Annotated in this window: 15 protein-coding genes and 1 riboswitch; of the genes, 12 read left to right on the top strand and 3 right to left on the bottom strand. The window is 41.1% G+C overall.

Annotated features, from left to right (window positions below):
* The first annotated feature begins 1 nt into the window (after position 1).
* The 5 genes from BLS64_RS08145 (at position 2) to BLS64_RS08165 (ending at position 3810) form a co-directional block, all read left to right on the top strand.
* The gene (locus tag BLS64_RS08145; protein ID WP_093113034.1) at positions 2-841 is read left to right on the top strand and encodes an RteC domain-containing protein; all 840 of its coding nucleotides are present in this window, start codon (positions 2-4) and stop codon (positions 839-841) included.
* 258 nt (positions 842-1099) lie between these two features.
* Positions 1100-1375: a helix-turn-helix domain-containing protein gene (locus BLS64_RS08150; protein ID WP_093113035.1), complete on the top strand. Its 276-nt coding sequence runs from the start codon at positions 1100-1102 to the stop codon at positions 1373-1375.
* 94 nt (positions 1376-1469) lie between these two features.
* On the top strand, positions 1470-2048 hold the full coding sequence (locus tag BLS64_RS08155) for a hypothetical protein (RefSeq protein WP_143019287.1): 579 nt from the start codon (positions 1470-1472) through the stop codon (positions 2046-2048).
* Positions 2032-2688, top strand: a complete 657-nt coding sequence (locus BLS64_RS08160) for a P-loop NTPase family protein (RefSeq protein ID WP_093113037.1) — start codon at positions 2032-2034, stop codon at positions 2686-2688. The genes BLS64_RS08155 and BLS64_RS08160 overlap by 17 nt, the downstream gene beginning before the upstream one ends.
* Before the next feature lie 12 nt (positions 2689-2700).
* A complete protein-coding gene (locus BLS64_RS08165; RefSeq protein ID WP_143019288.1) occupies positions 2701-3810 on the top strand; it encodes an exonuclease/endonuclease/phosphatase family protein in 1110 nt (369 codons plus the stop codon).
* Positions 3811-4111: 301 nt separating this feature from the next.
* Here the strand turns inward: BLS64_RS08165 and BLS64_RS08170 are convergent, their stop codons facing one another.
* The 3 genes from BLS64_RS08170 to BLS64_RS08180 all read right to left on the bottom strand — a co-directional run bounded on the left by BLS64_RS08170 (position 4112) and on the right by BLS64_RS08180 (position 7995).
* Positions 4112-4729, bottom strand: coding sequence for an SOS response-associated peptidase (locus BLS64_RS08170; RefSeq protein WP_093113039.1), 618 nt, complete (start codon positions 4727-4729; stop codon positions 4112-4114).
* Between the two features lie 322 nt (positions 4730-5051).
* Positions 5052-6332 carry a chloride channel protein gene (locus BLS64_RS08175; RefSeq protein ID WP_093113040.1) on the bottom strand — a complete coding sequence of 427 codons (1281 nt, stop codon included), beginning with the start codon at positions 6330-6332 and terminating at the stop codon, positions 5052-5054.
* Positions 6333-6663: 331 nt separating this feature from the next.
* Positions 6664-7995 carry a Na+/H+ antiporter NhaC family protein gene (locus tag BLS64_RS08180; protein WP_093113041.1) on the bottom strand — a complete coding sequence of 444 codons (1332 nt, stop codon included), beginning with the start codon at positions 7993-7995 and terminating at the stop codon, positions 6664-6666.
* 41 nt (positions 7996-8036) lie between these two features.
* Positions 8037-8131: riboswitch (SAM-I-IV-variant riboswitch) on the bottom strand.
* A gap of 219 nt (positions 8132-8350) precedes the next feature.
* Here BLS64_RS08180 and BLS64_RS08185 point away from each other — a divergent pair.
* From BLS64_RS08185 to traM, 7 genes are read left to right on the top strand one after another with little or no spacing between them, the layout of a single operon-like run.
* Positions 8351-8638 (top strand): hypothetical protein, encoded by a 288-nt coding sequence (locus BLS64_RS08185; RefSeq protein ID WP_093113042.1) that lies wholly within the window; start codon positions 8351-8353, stop codon positions 8636-8638.
* Complete coding sequence (locus tag BLS64_RS08190; protein WP_093113043.1) at positions 8638-8919, top strand: hypothetical protein; 282 nt, start codon at positions 8638-8640, stop codon at positions 8917-8919. The genes BLS64_RS08185 and BLS64_RS08190 overlap by 1 nt, the downstream gene beginning before the upstream one ends.
* Positions 8909-11317: a TraG family conjugative transposon ATPase gene (locus BLS64_RS08195; protein ID WP_093113044.1), complete on the top strand. Its 2409-nt coding sequence runs from the start codon at positions 8909-8911 to the stop codon at positions 11315-11317. Before BLS64_RS08190 ends, BLS64_RS08195 begins: the two co-directional genes overlap by 11 nt.
* A complete protein-coding gene (locus BLS64_RS08200; protein ID WP_093113045.1) occupies positions 11314-11883 on the top strand; it encodes a conjugal transfer protein in 570 nt (189 codons plus the stop codon). Before BLS64_RS08195 ends, BLS64_RS08200 begins: the two co-directional genes overlap by 4 nt.
* An 11-nt stretch (positions 11884-11894) precedes the next feature.
* The gene (locus tag BLS64_RS08205; RefSeq protein ID WP_093113046.1) at positions 11895-12725 is read left to right on the top strand and encodes a hypothetical protein; all 831 of its coding nucleotides are present in this window, start codon (positions 11895-11897) and stop codon (positions 12723-12725) included.
* 13 nt (positions 12726-12738) lie between these two features.
* Entirely contained in the window at positions 12739-13356 is a 618-nt protein-coding gene (locus BLS64_RS08210; protein ID WP_093113047.1) for a conjugal transfer protein TraK, read from the top strand.
* Entirely contained in the window at positions 13343-14254 is a 912-nt protein-coding gene (gene traM, locus BLS64_RS08215; RefSeq protein ID WP_093113048.1) for a conjugative transposon protein TraM, read from the top strand. The genes BLS64_RS08210 and traM overlap by 14 nt, the downstream gene beginning before the upstream one ends.
* The last annotated feature ends 2 nt before the right edge of the window (positions 14255-14256 follow it).

A 14256-nucleotide genomic window follows, 5' to 3' on the forward strand; every position in this document is an offset into this window, starting at 1 on the left:
TATGAAGAATTTTGCCGGAGTCATGAAAGAATTTGACCAGGAAATCTCAGCGTTACTAGAGTCTCCTGTTCAACAAGTAAAAGTTACCCATAAAGGAATAAGCCTCTGTAATAAAGTTTTATCCAATCTAAAGGAACAAATAGACCAGCAGGATTTTGAGTCGGTAGAGGAAGAGATCCATTTCTTTAAAGAAGTGAAACCGGCGGTAATGAGCTACCTGATCTATTTCACAGAAGTACGTTCTTGTGAGATAAGAAAACCCAAGGCCGGAGTAAATTTTCAGATTAGGTTTTTTGAAAAGGAGATCAAGAAGGTTAATAAATTCTTTTACAGGAACATCGATTTCTCTCATTACATGGAGCTCGGGCACAATTATCTTGATCACCAGCTGTTCACGCGCAACTATAAAGAAAATTTTCCTTTTACCCCCTTGGTCAATTATTACCAATTTCCGGAATTCTCTACATCTCATGATATGCTTTGGTCAAAGATCAAGGCGATGCATAAGTTTCTTCACTATATCAGAAAAGCCCTGGAAGATCTTCGGCCAGGACATAACTATTTTTCTCCTGAAAGGAAACATCCTGTTTTACTGTGGACTTCTTCAAAAACAGCCCTTACAGAATTGATCTATGCTCTGTATTCTGATGGCGCACTTAATCATGGTGCAGCTGATCTCAATACCATCACCACCTCATTTGAGGATTTCTTCAATGTAAAGCTCGATAATGTCTACAAAACCTATTCAGAAATAAAAGCTCGTAAAGGGAGTAAGACAAAATTCCTGGAAGAGTTAATGGTTAATCTTCAACACAAAATGAACAAAGAGGACAGTATCTAATCTTCGTGCTTTTTCCGTACTACGAAAACTCAGGACTCTTCAAAAAACCAATGGGAGAGAAGAATTACCTCTGAAATTCTTGAATAAACGCTCAGTATCTCGCGAATCCAGGCACTAAGAATCCTAAAAATAGGAAAGTTAAAATTTATCGTAGTACGAGTCATCTTGTGAAACAAAGTGAATCATTCCCTCCATCTTCGTAGCAAATAACACTATTCCTTCCTTTTTAATACCAGGAATATTAAAACCTTATTTGTTATGCCAACATCTATTATTACTACAGATGATCTCAGAGAGTTCAAGATGGAGCTTATAGAGGAGATCAAAGAATTAATGACCCAGAAAGCAGGAGTCACTATGAAGAAATGGTTGAAGTCAACAGACGTCATGGAGATGTTGAAGATCAGTCCGGGAACACTTCAAAATTTACGTGTCAATGGCACCCTTCCCTATACTAAGATTGGTGGCCTGATTTATTACGACGCTTCGGAAATCGAGCGGGTGATGGAAGAGAACCGGGTGCTGAATTCCTGAACCTATGGAAGTGAATTACATCCAGCATCTGAATAAGGTCTTCAGACGGTTTTCCAACGACGAAAATCTCAAAGCAGTGCAAATAAGTCTGTATATGGCGCTCTTCCAGATGTGGAACATGGCCCACTTTCCAGAGATACTGTATGTAAACCGACAGGAAGTTATGAGAACATCCAAAATAGGATCCCTTAAAACTTATCACAGAGGCTTGTGGTACTTAAATGACAGAAGGTACATTCGGTATTTCCCTTCCCACGATCCGCAGGTGGGAAGCCGGATAAAGCTGTTAATCTTTAAAGAAAAGCGGTTAGGTAAAAAGGGAACAACTAAAGACACAACTACAGGAATAACCAGGGAACATCAAGAGGAACAAGTAGTACCTCCTTTTATAAACTGTAATAAACAATTAAAAACATTAGCTAAACCACCCAGCTCAGAAAATGTTGTGGTTGATTTTTTCAAACGTAAAAAGTGGCCCGAAATAGAAGCTAGAAAATTTTTTAACCACTATAAATCTACCGGCTGGAAAATAGGGGGAAAGGCAAAGATTCATGATTGGGAGGCGGCGGCTGAAAATTGGATGATAAAAGCGGGTGAAAGAAAAAGAGATTTTTTCAAAGATCCTGAAAATTTAAAAACTTCAAAATTCAAAAATTATGGAGAACCCTTATGAGATTAGAGAGGGCGGAGTAGTGTATAATCTGGGAAAAATTCATGGAAAGCAGATCGTCTATGATTTTTCAAAGATCCTGGATTACCTCCAGGTAAAAGGGAAATTAATGTTTGGGGAGCACTTCAGGATCCATGAAGAAGATCGTGGAATCTTACTAAAGTTAAGTAATTATTTTATCCGGAATGTGGAGAGTTGTAAGAAGTACGAAATAGATCTAAAGAAGGGAATTCTTTTATCAGGCCCGGTGGGGTGTGGTAAGACCAGCATTATGCGGCTACTGAAATTTATCACTCCCTTTCAGCGTCCTTATGAAGTGATCTCTACCAGGAATATAGTTTTTGGGTTTAATCACATCGGATTCAAAACGGTGGAGGATTACGGGAGCAGTGGTTACTTCTGTTTTGACGATCTGGGAGTAGAACCCCGGGGCAGGTACTTCGGCAAAGATTGCGAAGTAATGGGTGAGATCTTGCTGTCCAGACATGAGCTGTTTCAGAGATATAAAGTGAAGACTCATATTACTACCAATCTAAGTGCTACCGAACTGGAAGAACGATACGGGCAAAGGGTAAGGAGCAGAATGCGAGAGCTTTTCAATCTCTTAGCCTTTGATGCCAATGCAAAAGACAAAAGAAAATAAAAACCAAGGATCATGAAAATAGCAAGTTACAATATTGAAAACATTTTTCACCGGGATTCATCCCTTGTGAAAAGGACTCTTAATGAATCAATCAACATGTGGGTAGAGGAATTTGAGCAGTTGATGTGCAAATCCCCACGTGGAGGAAATGAAATTGCAAGAATGCGCGAATTATCTTTCCTGCTCGGATTCCATAAATCGGCTTTTGAGCCCTTTGTGGTTATGCGCCGGAAAGCCGGAGAATTGTACCTGCGGAAAAAGAACTTTCAACCCGAAAACCGAGCGGTTCCCATGAGTGGCTGGAGCGGTTGGGTAAAAGTAAATTCCAAACCTATTTACGATCAAGCGGTTCAGAATAAGGCTAGAGTGATTGCTGAAATTAATCCAGACATACTCATACTACAGGAGGTAGAGGACAGGCAGTCCCTTCTTGATTTCAACAAGCACTACCTACCAGAAGGAGTAAGGTTTTCTAATATCCTGATGATTGATGGCAATGACCGAGAAGGAAGAGGATTAGCATTAATGACTAAAGAAGGGTATGAGGTAACCAGTATCAACAGCTATGCGAATGTTCGACGAAATGGCAAGTTTCTTTTTGATAAAGATGTTCAAGAATATAATGTAACCTGTCCTAAGGGGTACCAACTTTCAGTTTTTGGGCTTCACCTGCAGGATGTTATAATGCATAAAGAAAGTGGGGATGAGATTAGAAAGCAACAAGCCAGGAAGGTCAGGGAGATCGTTATGAAAGAATTACAAAACGGAAAGAATATTGTTGTGGCTGGAACTTTGAATAAACCTTCTTACTGCGATTCTCTTTCTCCAGTACTGAGGGAAACAGAATTAAAAGATGTTAAAAGACATATCAGCTTTAATGTGGATTTGGATGAAGGAAAAGACGCTGAATATTTTAGCTTAGGGGCTTATCGAATGGGGGTGAACCTGAAGCAAAAAGACTACTTGCTTTCCTCTCCTCAAATCTTCTCTAAAATAAAAAGATCGGGTTTGAACCGGAAAGGAATTTGGCCAGAGAGAAAAAGACAATGGACCTGTTATGATACCCTACATGGACAAGCGCATCAGGCGAGTTCTCATCCTGCACTTTGGATGGAGTTTTAGCAAGAAAGATTTTTGGAGTGATGGAATCATTAGCTCATTTCCCAAAGAGGTACAGGTTCCAATGCATCTTAATAAAAAATTGTAGAAGACATGTCAAGTTAATTTTATTAATAATTTCATCAAAAACGTTAACATATTTTTGAAAAGCACTTTATTTTGAGGGTTAAAACAGAGGTTATTGATAAAAAGACATTCTAAGACAGTGGATTTCCTGAAGAAAGGATTATTAGTATACAAAATCCTTATTGTAATAGGAACTGCAGGTTTTATTATTTGGATACTTCAGGAGGTTTTCTGAACATCATAATTTTGTGCCCATTAGTTCCACCTCATAAGGAAAAGCGAAATTTTCTATGTTACTACCTCCCAAATACAGCCCAAGATCCTTTTGCCTCAACACTATGGGCATTCTTTTTTTATTGTTGTGGATTTTGCTCATCAACTCATTGGCTTTAGTGGTAAGGATGGAGTAGGAGTTCACCTGAGCACCAGTGTCAGGTTTCTTCCAGATCGCGTATATACCTGCAAAAGCGAATACTTCCTGATCTTTAGGCTTGATCAGAAATTTCTGTTTATTTTTTCCCCTCGAATCGAGCCATTGCCATTCATAGTAACCATTTGCAATTACCAAACATCGATTGTCAACTGAATCTCTAAAGGCTGGTTTTTCTTTACAGGTTTCAACCATGGAATTAAGAGTCATCTTTTCAATACCTACATCTTTAGCCCAATGGGGAATCAAGCCCCATTTGAAAAATAATATTTCTTCTGGCTCCTGGTCTGCAATTACCGGAGTATACGGAAAGTCGAAAGCATTAATCTCTTTTTGAGGTTTATATTCTTCAGGATTAAGAAAGGTGGCCTCAAAAGTCTCCTCGATACTTTGTAGACTGGCGTTCAATTTGGTTCTGTAGCACATAAACTAAAGGTAGCCATAAATCCGATAATACTTTATCAAAATATAGAAGTTGCCTTTCATTTCCTCCCTCATTTCTTTAGCTGTTCTGCCTTTAATGGAAAAGAACAGAGGAGACACCTATGTATTCTTACTTTGAGATTTCAGAAAATCCTTTAACGAATAAAATTCTTCGCCTCGACTTTTGCGTTTTTATCCTATAATGATAAATAGTCTGCTATAAAAAGTATAGGGTGTAGACTTCCAGATTGGTTGTAAATGTACTGATGGTTTATCATTATTAAGAAGAATTTTCAGGAATTATGGCGGGATAAACCTTCAGTAGCTATGGAAGGTTGAAATTGGGATCTTTTTGTGAAGAGATAAACGGTATTCTTGGTGCCAGGAAATATCCGGTAAGGCTGGCAAACAAAATAGGAATAAAATAATTGAAGCCGGTTAGAGTAGCCAATAAGATTGTAGTACTCATGGGTGTCCTTGTTACGCAAACATTAATCGCTGCCATACAGGCAACTATGGCGAGTGATACGTTTGTGGATGGAAAAAGGTTATGAATGATCAAGCCAAGAGTAGTGCCGACAAAAAATAAGGGAATGATAAATCCTCCTCTCCATCCCGAAGTGACAGTGATCGCAATAGCAACGATCTTTAGAATAAAGACAGTGATTAGTAAATCTAATGAAAATGATTGTGCCAGCAGGTCATTAATGGTATGATGGCCAAAGTACCTGGTGAGGGGAAAATAAAAAGCAATTGTACCCAGGATCAGGCCGCCGGTCAAGGTCTTATAATAAATGGGGAGCTTAAATTTCCCAAACATTGTTTTAAATGATTTGGTGCAAATTATAAAGAGCCAGCCAGCAGCAGTAGCTACCACACCAAAAATAACAGCATAAGCAAAGTCATATTTGTCTTCCATCTGATACGAGGGAAGATCCCAGATCGGCCCCAGGCCAAGATGTATGATCAGGGCAAAGATGATATAGCTAAAGCAACTGGCCACAAATGCCGGGATTAGGGCTTTATAATACATCGCCGAATATCTATGGTGCAGGATCTCTAAAGAAAAGAGGCTGCCACCCAGGGGTGCACCAAAAAGGGCAGTAAATCCCGATGCCATTCCTGCAATACTAAGCGATCGCAGTTCTTCTCCCTTTAGTCTCAGCATTTTACCCAGCCAGCTTCCTGTTGATCCGGTCACCTGTACCAGGGGAGCTTCGGGGCCAAGACTTCCTCCTGATGCCACGCACAGCAAGGAGGACAAGATCATGGACAGGTTGTTCTTTGGATCTAATATCCCTTTATTAAACCGTATGTTATTAACAATCAAATTGATCTCCCCGGGGTCTCCTATCAGGTGAATGATGAGACCTGCTAAGAATCCAGCTATGGCCATGGTGGGGATGACCTGCCATCCTTCAAAAAAGGCTAAACCATGTGTGAGAAGTTCCAGAACTATCCAGTATAGCCCTGATATCACTCCGCCGATGACCCCTAACAGCGCCCATAAGAAGAAGGTTCTATTTAAGACCAAAGGATTAAATTTCAGAGGTCGATCAAGAATGTCTAAAAAGGAGATCCACTTTCTTCTGGTGCTTGTTTTCACTTAAAATATTTTGGGTGGCAAAATAACCAAAGACAATCGCTTCTCCCGAATTTTTGGACAGAATTATTGATGCTGACCATTCTTGCTGTTGTTCTATTGACTCTGAAGCACGAAAACCGGCTAAAGTTGCAATAATATAATTAGCGCCGTGGTGGTGGAAAGTAGGAAAGAAAAGTAACAGCAAAGTATATTATCTATGCCAGTATCAACTACAATTTATTGATTTTAAATGATGACTTCCAAGGAGGAATAAAAAAGCCCCCTGCCTCAGCAAGGGGCCCTCTGCAATGAGGGAATATAAATGTAGACATTTAAGCTTAAAAATCCTCTCTTAAGCCGGCTGTTCCTCAAGGAGGTCTTCAACTTTATTTTTACCTGTCTTTATATTAAATATGAAATAGGAGGCGGTACAAGCCCCTAGCAACCAAAGGTACCAAGCGTTGGAGATAAGGTCGAAGTAATTCATTTTACCACGTGCATAGCTCAACAAAAGCAATACCTGTGCCCCGTAAGGCAACATACCTTGGATAACGCAGGCAAAAATATCCAGGACCGAAGCCACCTTTATCTTATTCAGATCCAGCCGATCTTTAATTTCTTTAGCAATACTGCCGGTGATAATGATCGACACCGTGTTATTTGCAATTGCCAAGTTGGTAAGGCCAACGAGTCCCCCAATCTTCAGGTAGGCTGAATGTTTGGTGATCTTTCGGGTAATCAGACTGGTGATATAATTAAGGCCACCTGCTTTGGTGACCAGGGCAGCAAGGCCTCCTGTTAACATAGAAAGAAGAAAGATCTCTGTCATTCCCGTGAATCCTTCGTAGCTTAAATTGGCAAATTCAAGTAAATTGAAGCTGGAGTAGTAGAAACCTACTGCACCGGCAGATAATATTCCCAGGAATAAAACAGTGAACACATTCAGACCCAAGATTGCTAGGGTGATCACCAGGAGGTACGGAATGATCTTTATAGGATTTGCAGAATTAGCTTCTGGTATTGGGGTGTCCTGCAGGAACATTCCCTGGAAAAGCAGAATAATCACAGTAAGTATAGCCGCCGGGAGTGCAATTTTAAAATTTTGCCTGAATTTGTCTTTCATTTCACAGCCCATGGTTTGGGTAGCGGCAATGGTGGTATCGGAAATAAAAGATAAGTTGTCCCCAAACATGGCACCTCCCAGCAAGGAAGCACTTAGAACAGGAAGAGAAACCCCTGATTTCTCTGCAAATCCCGATACAATGGCCGCAAGCGCTACTATAGCTCCTACAGAAGTTCCCGTGGCAAAAGAAAGAAATGCAGCTAGTAAAAATACACCGGCATATAAAAAATTTACTGAAAAGTAGGTAAGCCCCAGATCAACAACGGCATCTATACTTCCTGTTGCTTTACTTACAACGGTAAAGGCTCCGGCTAAAAGGTAGATCACGCACATCGTCATGATCTTTTCGTCGCCGCAACCTTTCAAGAAGGTGGAGACTTTAACGGGCATTGCATCTTTGAAAAGAATAAAAGCCGAAGCTATTCCTAAAGTTACGGCTATTGGAGAGGGGAGAGCATAAAAGTCGTTTAGGTAGATTCCTGCTCCCAGGAAGCTGAAAATGAATAATAAGAAAGGCAGGAGGGCAATAATACTTCCCTTGGAACCTGTTGAGGTTTTCATAGTTTAGATTTTTTAACGGGGAAGAGAAAAGGCAATACAGAGGATTCAACGTTTTTTCCAGCACTGGCTTATCACTTTAGCACCTTGCTCGTTTTGCAGGTTGCTATCTCCCTTATTGAGATTCTTGATAATGGCGGCAAAATTAAAAACATTTTTGAAAATAAAAAGTCACTTTGAAATTTGTCTGATCATTTCTCAGAACAAATTCAATAGCAGAAACATTAGTTTTTTGTCCATATCATTGAATTTTAAATAATTGTCAATCAGTAAAATAGTTAAAGTCAAATATTCCAAGTACTTGGAATAATTCCCTGTAATAGATTCACCATCGGTATAATATTTAAATCACAAACCGATGAAAAAATCTTTTTACTTCAGCCTTTTTTGTCTACTTCTTACTTCTTCGGCTTTTGCGCAGATCGGGGGAATCGAAAACTCTGTTAACGATATGGCAGATACTGTGAGAGCGGTTTTTCCTATAATCCTGGGAGTGATCTTTCTGGTGGGATTTCTCTTTAATGCAGGACATTTCTTTGGAGAAAATGCCGATCTCAAAAAGGGAATTACCAGAGTACTGGTATTTGTGCTTATTGCCGGAGCGGTGGTAGGGATCTTTACGTACCTCATAAGCATCGTCGTGTAATGAAACGCTACGAAGTTTACAGGAACATCAGGAAAAAGGCGCTCATATACGGCCTTCCCATTGCTTTTTTTGCTCTTATTATGCTTGTAATCATAGGATCTCTGCTGGCGGTGATCTTCTCTTTCAGCCTTGGGATGATCATTTCGGTGGTGAGTCTTAATCTGCTGGTTTATTTCCTGTTGGTAAGGTTAGCCGCCAATCCCCAACTGCTGCATTTCCGAAGTGTTTTTCCAAGGATGATCTCTAATAAAAAATTTACAGGTCTTTCTTATGAAAATTAATCTAGCCCATCACCATCCGCTGATCGATATTAGAGATAATCTGGTTTTTGCCAACAACGGAAACCTGGTCCTTTGTTACAGAATGGATCTTCCTGAGATCTATTCACTATCTGAAAAGGATTTTGAGGACCTGCACGGAATCTGGTTTCAGGGTTTGCGATCCCTGAAAAGCGGCTGCGTGGTACACAAGCAGGATGTTTACCTGAAAAGGCAATTTTCCGCAGAAAAATTGCCGGGAAAGACCTTCCTGGAAAAGGCAACCAAAGAACATTTTCAGGGCAGGGAATATCTGGAGCATCAAAGCTATCTCTTTTTTACCTATCCCAGGAACAAAGCCCTGAATAATGCGAAATACGTGAATCCTTTTAAGAAGCCATCCCGAAAACTTCCGGGGGAAATGGAAGAAGGACTGCAGGAGTTTATTAGAGCGGTGAATGACACAGTATCTTTCCTGAACAACAGTAAGAAGTTCGAGCTCATTCCGTTGGGAGAAGAACAGATCCTGAAGTTATCCTCTTCTTATTTCAATGGGTTCAACGAAGGATTCGATTCAGACATCTTGTTGGATCGTTCGCGCCTGCAGATTGGCAAGAATCTGTTTGAGGTGCTGGCGGTTAACAGCGAATTGTGCTTTGGGGAAGGGGTACAATCCAGCAGAAGGAATGATAACTTCACCTCAGATGAATTTGTGTTCCATCAGGGTTTTGTCGATGGATTGGGCCTGAACCTGAAGGAGAATCACATCCTGAACCAGGTGGTCTATCTCGATGATAAGCAAAAGTGGCGAAAGCTTTTGGAGAAAAGGATTGAGGAGCTTAAAAAGAGCAGCAATTTCGGGAGCCAGAACAAGGTGGTGCTTGAAAAGATCAAAAGCATCCTGGATCAAATAAATGAAGATGACAGTTCCAGAGTGATACGGGGGCATTTCAATGTGATTTTTTGGGAAGAGGATGAACGCAAACTGGGTCAAATTGGATCGGTCATCAAAAGTGAATTTAAAGAACTGGATATTTTACCACATTATCCGCTGGGAGAGGAGCGAAAGAATTATTTCCTGAACAGTTTCTTCTGTTTTTCGTCTAACTTCTCTGATGAAGATCTCTACGTCACAGATCTGAAGCACGCGCTCTGTCTTCTGATCAACAATACCGGTTACAAGAATGATGAGGAGGGGATCATCTTTAATGACAGGCAACAGAATATCCCGGTGTTGAAAGATGTCTGGGATGAACAGAAGAAAAGGATCAAGGCCAGGAACTTTGCCATTTTCGCCCCTACCGGAGAGGGCAAATCTTTCCTGGCCAACAATATTCTTCGGCAATACTTTGAGAAGGGAGTGCGATTGGTGATCATTGATCTCGGAGGTTCCTATAACAAATTCGCTAAACTGTATCCGGAAGATCATCTCATCCTACGGTATGAACAGGGAAAGAATCTCGGGATCAATCCCTTTTTCATCAGCAGCACTGATGATATTGCTCCCCAACACCTGGAAGATCTTGCCACTTTTTTACTGGAGTTATTTGCCTCAGGCGAGAAAGTGGAGAAGGCCAGGGAAGTGGCGGTCAAAAAGATCCTTCGGGAATATTATGAAAAGGTTGAGGACAACCATTCCATGGAAATCTTTTACCGGTTTATCAAGGAAGAGCAAAAAACTTTGCTGAGTCAACTGCAGATCCACAGAGATTATTTCAACATAGAGAACTTCCTGCATATCATGTCAGAATACGTGGGCCAGGGACTTTACAGTTTCCTGTTCGAGATCAGCGAAGACCAAAGTTTCCGGCTGGAGGAGAAGCGGCTAATAGTATTTGAACTAGACGAAATCAGGGATAACAAGGAGATCCTTTCTGTCATGCTGAAGCTGATCAAATCGGCCATTCAGCGCACCATTTGGCAAAACAGGAGTGAAAAGGGAATCATCCTTTTTGATGAATTCGCCAAACAGCTGAAGTTTGAAAATGTCCTGGAGAGTGTGGAATTTTATTACCAGGCTATCAGGAAACAGAACGGGGCTATAGGCATCATTTTACAGTCCATCAATCAGCTGCCTCAAAATGCCACCTCTGCAAGTATCCTTGAGAATACCCAGGTGATCTACAGCCTGCACAATGAGAAGGGGTACGAGCAATTGCAGAAACGTCTGAACCTTTCCGCACATGACCTAAACCAGCTGAAATCAATCAGGAACAATCTGAGGGGTCCACGCAAGTACACCGAGATGTTCCTCAAGATCGGGAGGGAGAGTAACATTTTTCGGCTGGAAGTACCTCCAGAAGTATATGCCGCCTATCTCACTGACGGAAGAGAGAACGAAGAATTATTACGCCTCTATAACAAAACCGGTTCCATGGAAGCAGCCATCAAGAAATTTCTAATCAAAAACAACAGCAAATGAAAACAAAGATCCTTTTAATCCTGGTATTAGCTATGTTCAGCCAGAAGGGACAGGCACAAGGTATGCCCGTCTATGACAACACTAATTTCATAACCCTTGGAAAATCATTGATCGAATCGGCGAAGCAAACTTCAGAGCTGCTAAAGACGGTGAAGTTCCTAAAAGAACAAAAAGAACGCCTGGAGCAGGTGAGCAATGTGGTAAAACAGGTGAAGGCCGTTCAGGAAATCCTGGAAAACAACCAGCAACTTTACAATACGGTACAGCAAGATCTGAGGGAGATCCTAAACTCCCCATACATCCGCCCTGAAGAAGTTGACCGAATTTCTGATTCTTTCAATTCCATTATCGAAATGGCACTGGAAGACCTTGATTTTATGCAACAATTGCTTACCAGCAATCTTTTGAACATGACCGATGCGGAGAGACTGGCAGTTTTGGAGGCTCAAAAGGAACGGTCAAGGTCTATGAGAGCAGAAATTGACCTGAGGTACAAACGATACCGGGCAATTATTTCGGTAAGGGAGATGCAGGACAGGATCCTTAACAGGGAGATCAATTATTAAAAAGCGGGGAAATGAACCTCTCAATTGGTCTCGAGTACGTGGATGCGGTTTTTACCACCATCAAGGAAAGCAGCTTCTCAGAATATACCATCATGGGGATGAAGTCCCTGGCCGTTCTCTTCTTCCTGGTGAATATCATCAAGAAGTACAGTGAAGGTGCCGTAAGCAATGATGGATATACCTGGGGCTTAAGTCCGGGTGACCTGATTAAAAATTTTGTGGTGGTATTGCTCGTGATATTTTCGACTCAGATCCTCAGTTATTTTGACAGTATTCTGGTAGCCATCGAGGGGCAATATCGCAATACCGCTCCTGCCTTGATCCCATTACAATTCCAGGATTTACAGATCGAAGAAGATGTCAATTTCGTAGAAGCCGGCACTAAGGCGCTGAGTATGCTGTATGAATATCTTGTAACTCCGCTGTATCCCATGAAGGTGGTAGCTTTTATCCTGGGTCTTTTTCTGTGGATCATGGATATTTTCATCTATCCATTGTTTCTGGCAGAGCGTTTTTTTCTGCTGGGGCTCATGCAGGCTTTTTTTCCGCTGGTGATCAGTCTGGCGGTCTTTGAAAAGTTTCGGGAGATGGGCTACAGATTTTTTAAGCTGTATGCCGCTGTTTACATGATTGTACCAGCCTTCTTTCTGGTCAATGTATTTGTAAACCTTCTTTATGAGGAGATCAACACCAACTTTTGGGGTAATTTACTGGATGACGGATCTGAAAGTGGATTTTTCGCCCCTATTGTTCAATTGGGTTCCATAGGATTCATCGTTTTTCTCAAGTTCAAGCTCTACCGCAGAGCAATTTCATTCACCTTCAGGCTATTCGCCACCTAAAAACCAATTATGTATGAAAAAGATATACAAGAATATTTATTCCGTATTAAAGATCAATCGCTTGATCGTCTGGTCTGTGGTCAGCATGGCTTTTCTGACCAGTGCTTTTTCCCTCTGGTCTGTTTTTGATATGAACCAGAAGATGCTGAACAGCATGTTCGCCGTGAATACAGATGGGGCGGTTATTCCATTAAAACTGACTTCAGCAAGAGAGAACCTGGAAGTAGAGGCCCAGGCTCACCTGGAGCTGTTCCATAATTATTTCTACGGGATCGATGCCAGTAATTACGAGAGTAATCTTGAAAAAGCTTTATGGCTGGGGAACAGTTCAGTTGATAACATATACCGGCAGAAAAAATCTGAAGGATTATACAATCGTTTACTGCAGTATTCACTGGTTCAGCGAATAAAGGAGGTAAATACTGAACTGGATCTTTCGAAAGAACCTTTTGATTTTAGGACCACCACCATCTTCGAGATCAATCGAGGAAAGGTGGTGGACACTTACGAACTTATTACCACGGGAAATCTAATAAAAGTAGACAGGCATTTTCCCAGAAACACTCACGGATTACTGATAACCAATTTTTTTGAAAACAGCTTAAGAAAATTAACCGATGAAAATAGATAAAAAGAAGATCGTATTTGCGAGTATCCTGTTGATAGTGCTCATTTTCATAGTGAGCTATTCCATACTTTTATTTTTTAGTGAGGATGAACTTCAGAAGCTGGATCAGCCCGTGGTACCCGAGTTAAAGGAGGAGGAAACCAGTTACACCTCCAAGCTGAAGGCCATCGATGCTTTGAAGGAAGAACGGGAAAAACAGATCCCCAGTATCTATTCTGAGGCTCTGTTGGATTCCATGGGAGTATATGATCCTGCTTTAGAGGAAAAGGAGCGGGAATGGGTCATTGACAGTATTTACAGATCCAGATTTCTGGAGGTCAATGATGGTGATTCCATATATGCTGAAGAAACATTTACTGAAGAATCCCCTCCGGGGAATGATTCTATTGCACCAAAAGAGCTGAATGCTCAGGATCTGGCCATTGGCCACAAAACATTTTTCCTTTCCGGAACTGTGGCAGAAGAGTCACTTGTGGAAACCGGCCTACAATCAGAAAATGTTCTTGCTGTTGTAAGCGGAGACCAAACCGTGAGGACAAATGATCGTCTTGAATTACGACTAATGGAAAAAGTGGAGATAGGAGGGAGGGAGTTTGCCAAGCATACACCGGTGTTTGGATTTGTGACATTGCAGCCCAATCGGGTACAGATAAAGATCACTCATATCCAAAATTTTCCTGTTGAATTAAGAGCTTTTGACCTGCAGGACAGCAACGAAGGAATTTATGTGGAAAACAGTATCAGGGATGAGGCACGGCGAAAAGTACTGGATGACGTGGTGCAGGATATCAACATTGGCGGGCTGCCTCAGCTAAGCGGAATCAAAAATATCTTTAGAAAAAACAACCGCAATGTCAAAGTTACGGTCATGGATCAATATCAACTTCTTTTAAAACCTTAAGT

Origin of the sequence: Salinimicrobium catena (assembly GCF_900102915.1) — a bacterium.
Taxonomy (GTDB): Bacteria; Bacteroidota; Bacteroidia; order Flavobacteriales; family Flavobacteriaceae; genus Salinimicrobium; species Salinimicrobium catena.

Coding starts and splice junctions, on each gene's coding strand:
- BLS64_RS08210 (WP_093113047.1), top strand. CDS start 12,739: ATGAAAAAGATATACAAGAATATTTATTCCGTATTAAAGATCAATCGC.
- BLS64_RS08195 (WP_093113044.1), top strand. CDS start 8,909: ATGAAAATTAATCTAGCCCATCACCATCCGCTGATCGATATTAGAGAT.
- BLS64_RS08200 (WP_093113045.1), top strand. CDS start 11,314: ATGAAAACAAAGATCCTTTTAATCCTGGTATTAGCTATGTTCAGCCAG.
- BLS64_RS08165 (WP_143019288.1), top strand. CDS start 2,701: ATGAAAATAGCAAGTTACAATATTGAAAACATTTTTCACCGGGATTCA.
- BLS64_RS08185 (WP_093113042.1), top strand. CDS start 8,351: ATGAAAAAATCTTTTTACTTCAGCCTTTTTTGTCTACTTCTTACTTCT.
- BLS64_RS08145 (WP_093113034.1), top strand. CDS start 2: ATGAAGAATTTTGCCGGAGTCATGAAAGAATTTGACCAGGAAATCTCA.
- traM (WP_093113048.1), top strand. CDS start 13,343: ATGAAAATAGATAAAAAGAAGATCGTATTTGCGAGTATCCTGTTGATA.
- BLS64_RS08205 (WP_093113046.1), top strand. CDS start 11,895: ATGAACCTCTCAATTGGTCTCGAGTACGTGGATGCGGTTTTTACCACC.
- BLS64_RS08160 (WP_093113037.1), top strand. CDS start 2,032: ATGGAGAACCCTTATGAGATTAGAGAGGGCGGAGTAGTGTATAATCTG.
- BLS64_RS08150 (WP_093113035.1), top strand. CDS start 1,100: ATGCCAACATCTATTATTACTACAGATGATCTCAGAGAGTTCAAGATG.
- BLS64_RS08180 (WP_093113041.1), bottom strand. CDS start 7,995: ATGAAAACCTCAACAGGTTCCAAGGGAAGTATTATTGCCCTCCTGCCT.
- BLS64_RS08155 (WP_143019287.1), top strand. CDS start 1,470: ATGGCGCTCTTCCAGATGTGGAACATGGCCCACTTTCCAGAGATACTG.
- BLS64_RS08190 (WP_093113043.1), top strand. CDS start 8,638: ATGAAACGCTACGAAGTTTACAGGAACATCAGGAAAAAGGCGCTCATA.
- BLS64_RS08170 (WP_093113039.1), bottom strand. CDS start 4,729: ATGTGCTACAGAACCAAATTGAACGCCAGTCTACAAAGTATCGAGGAG.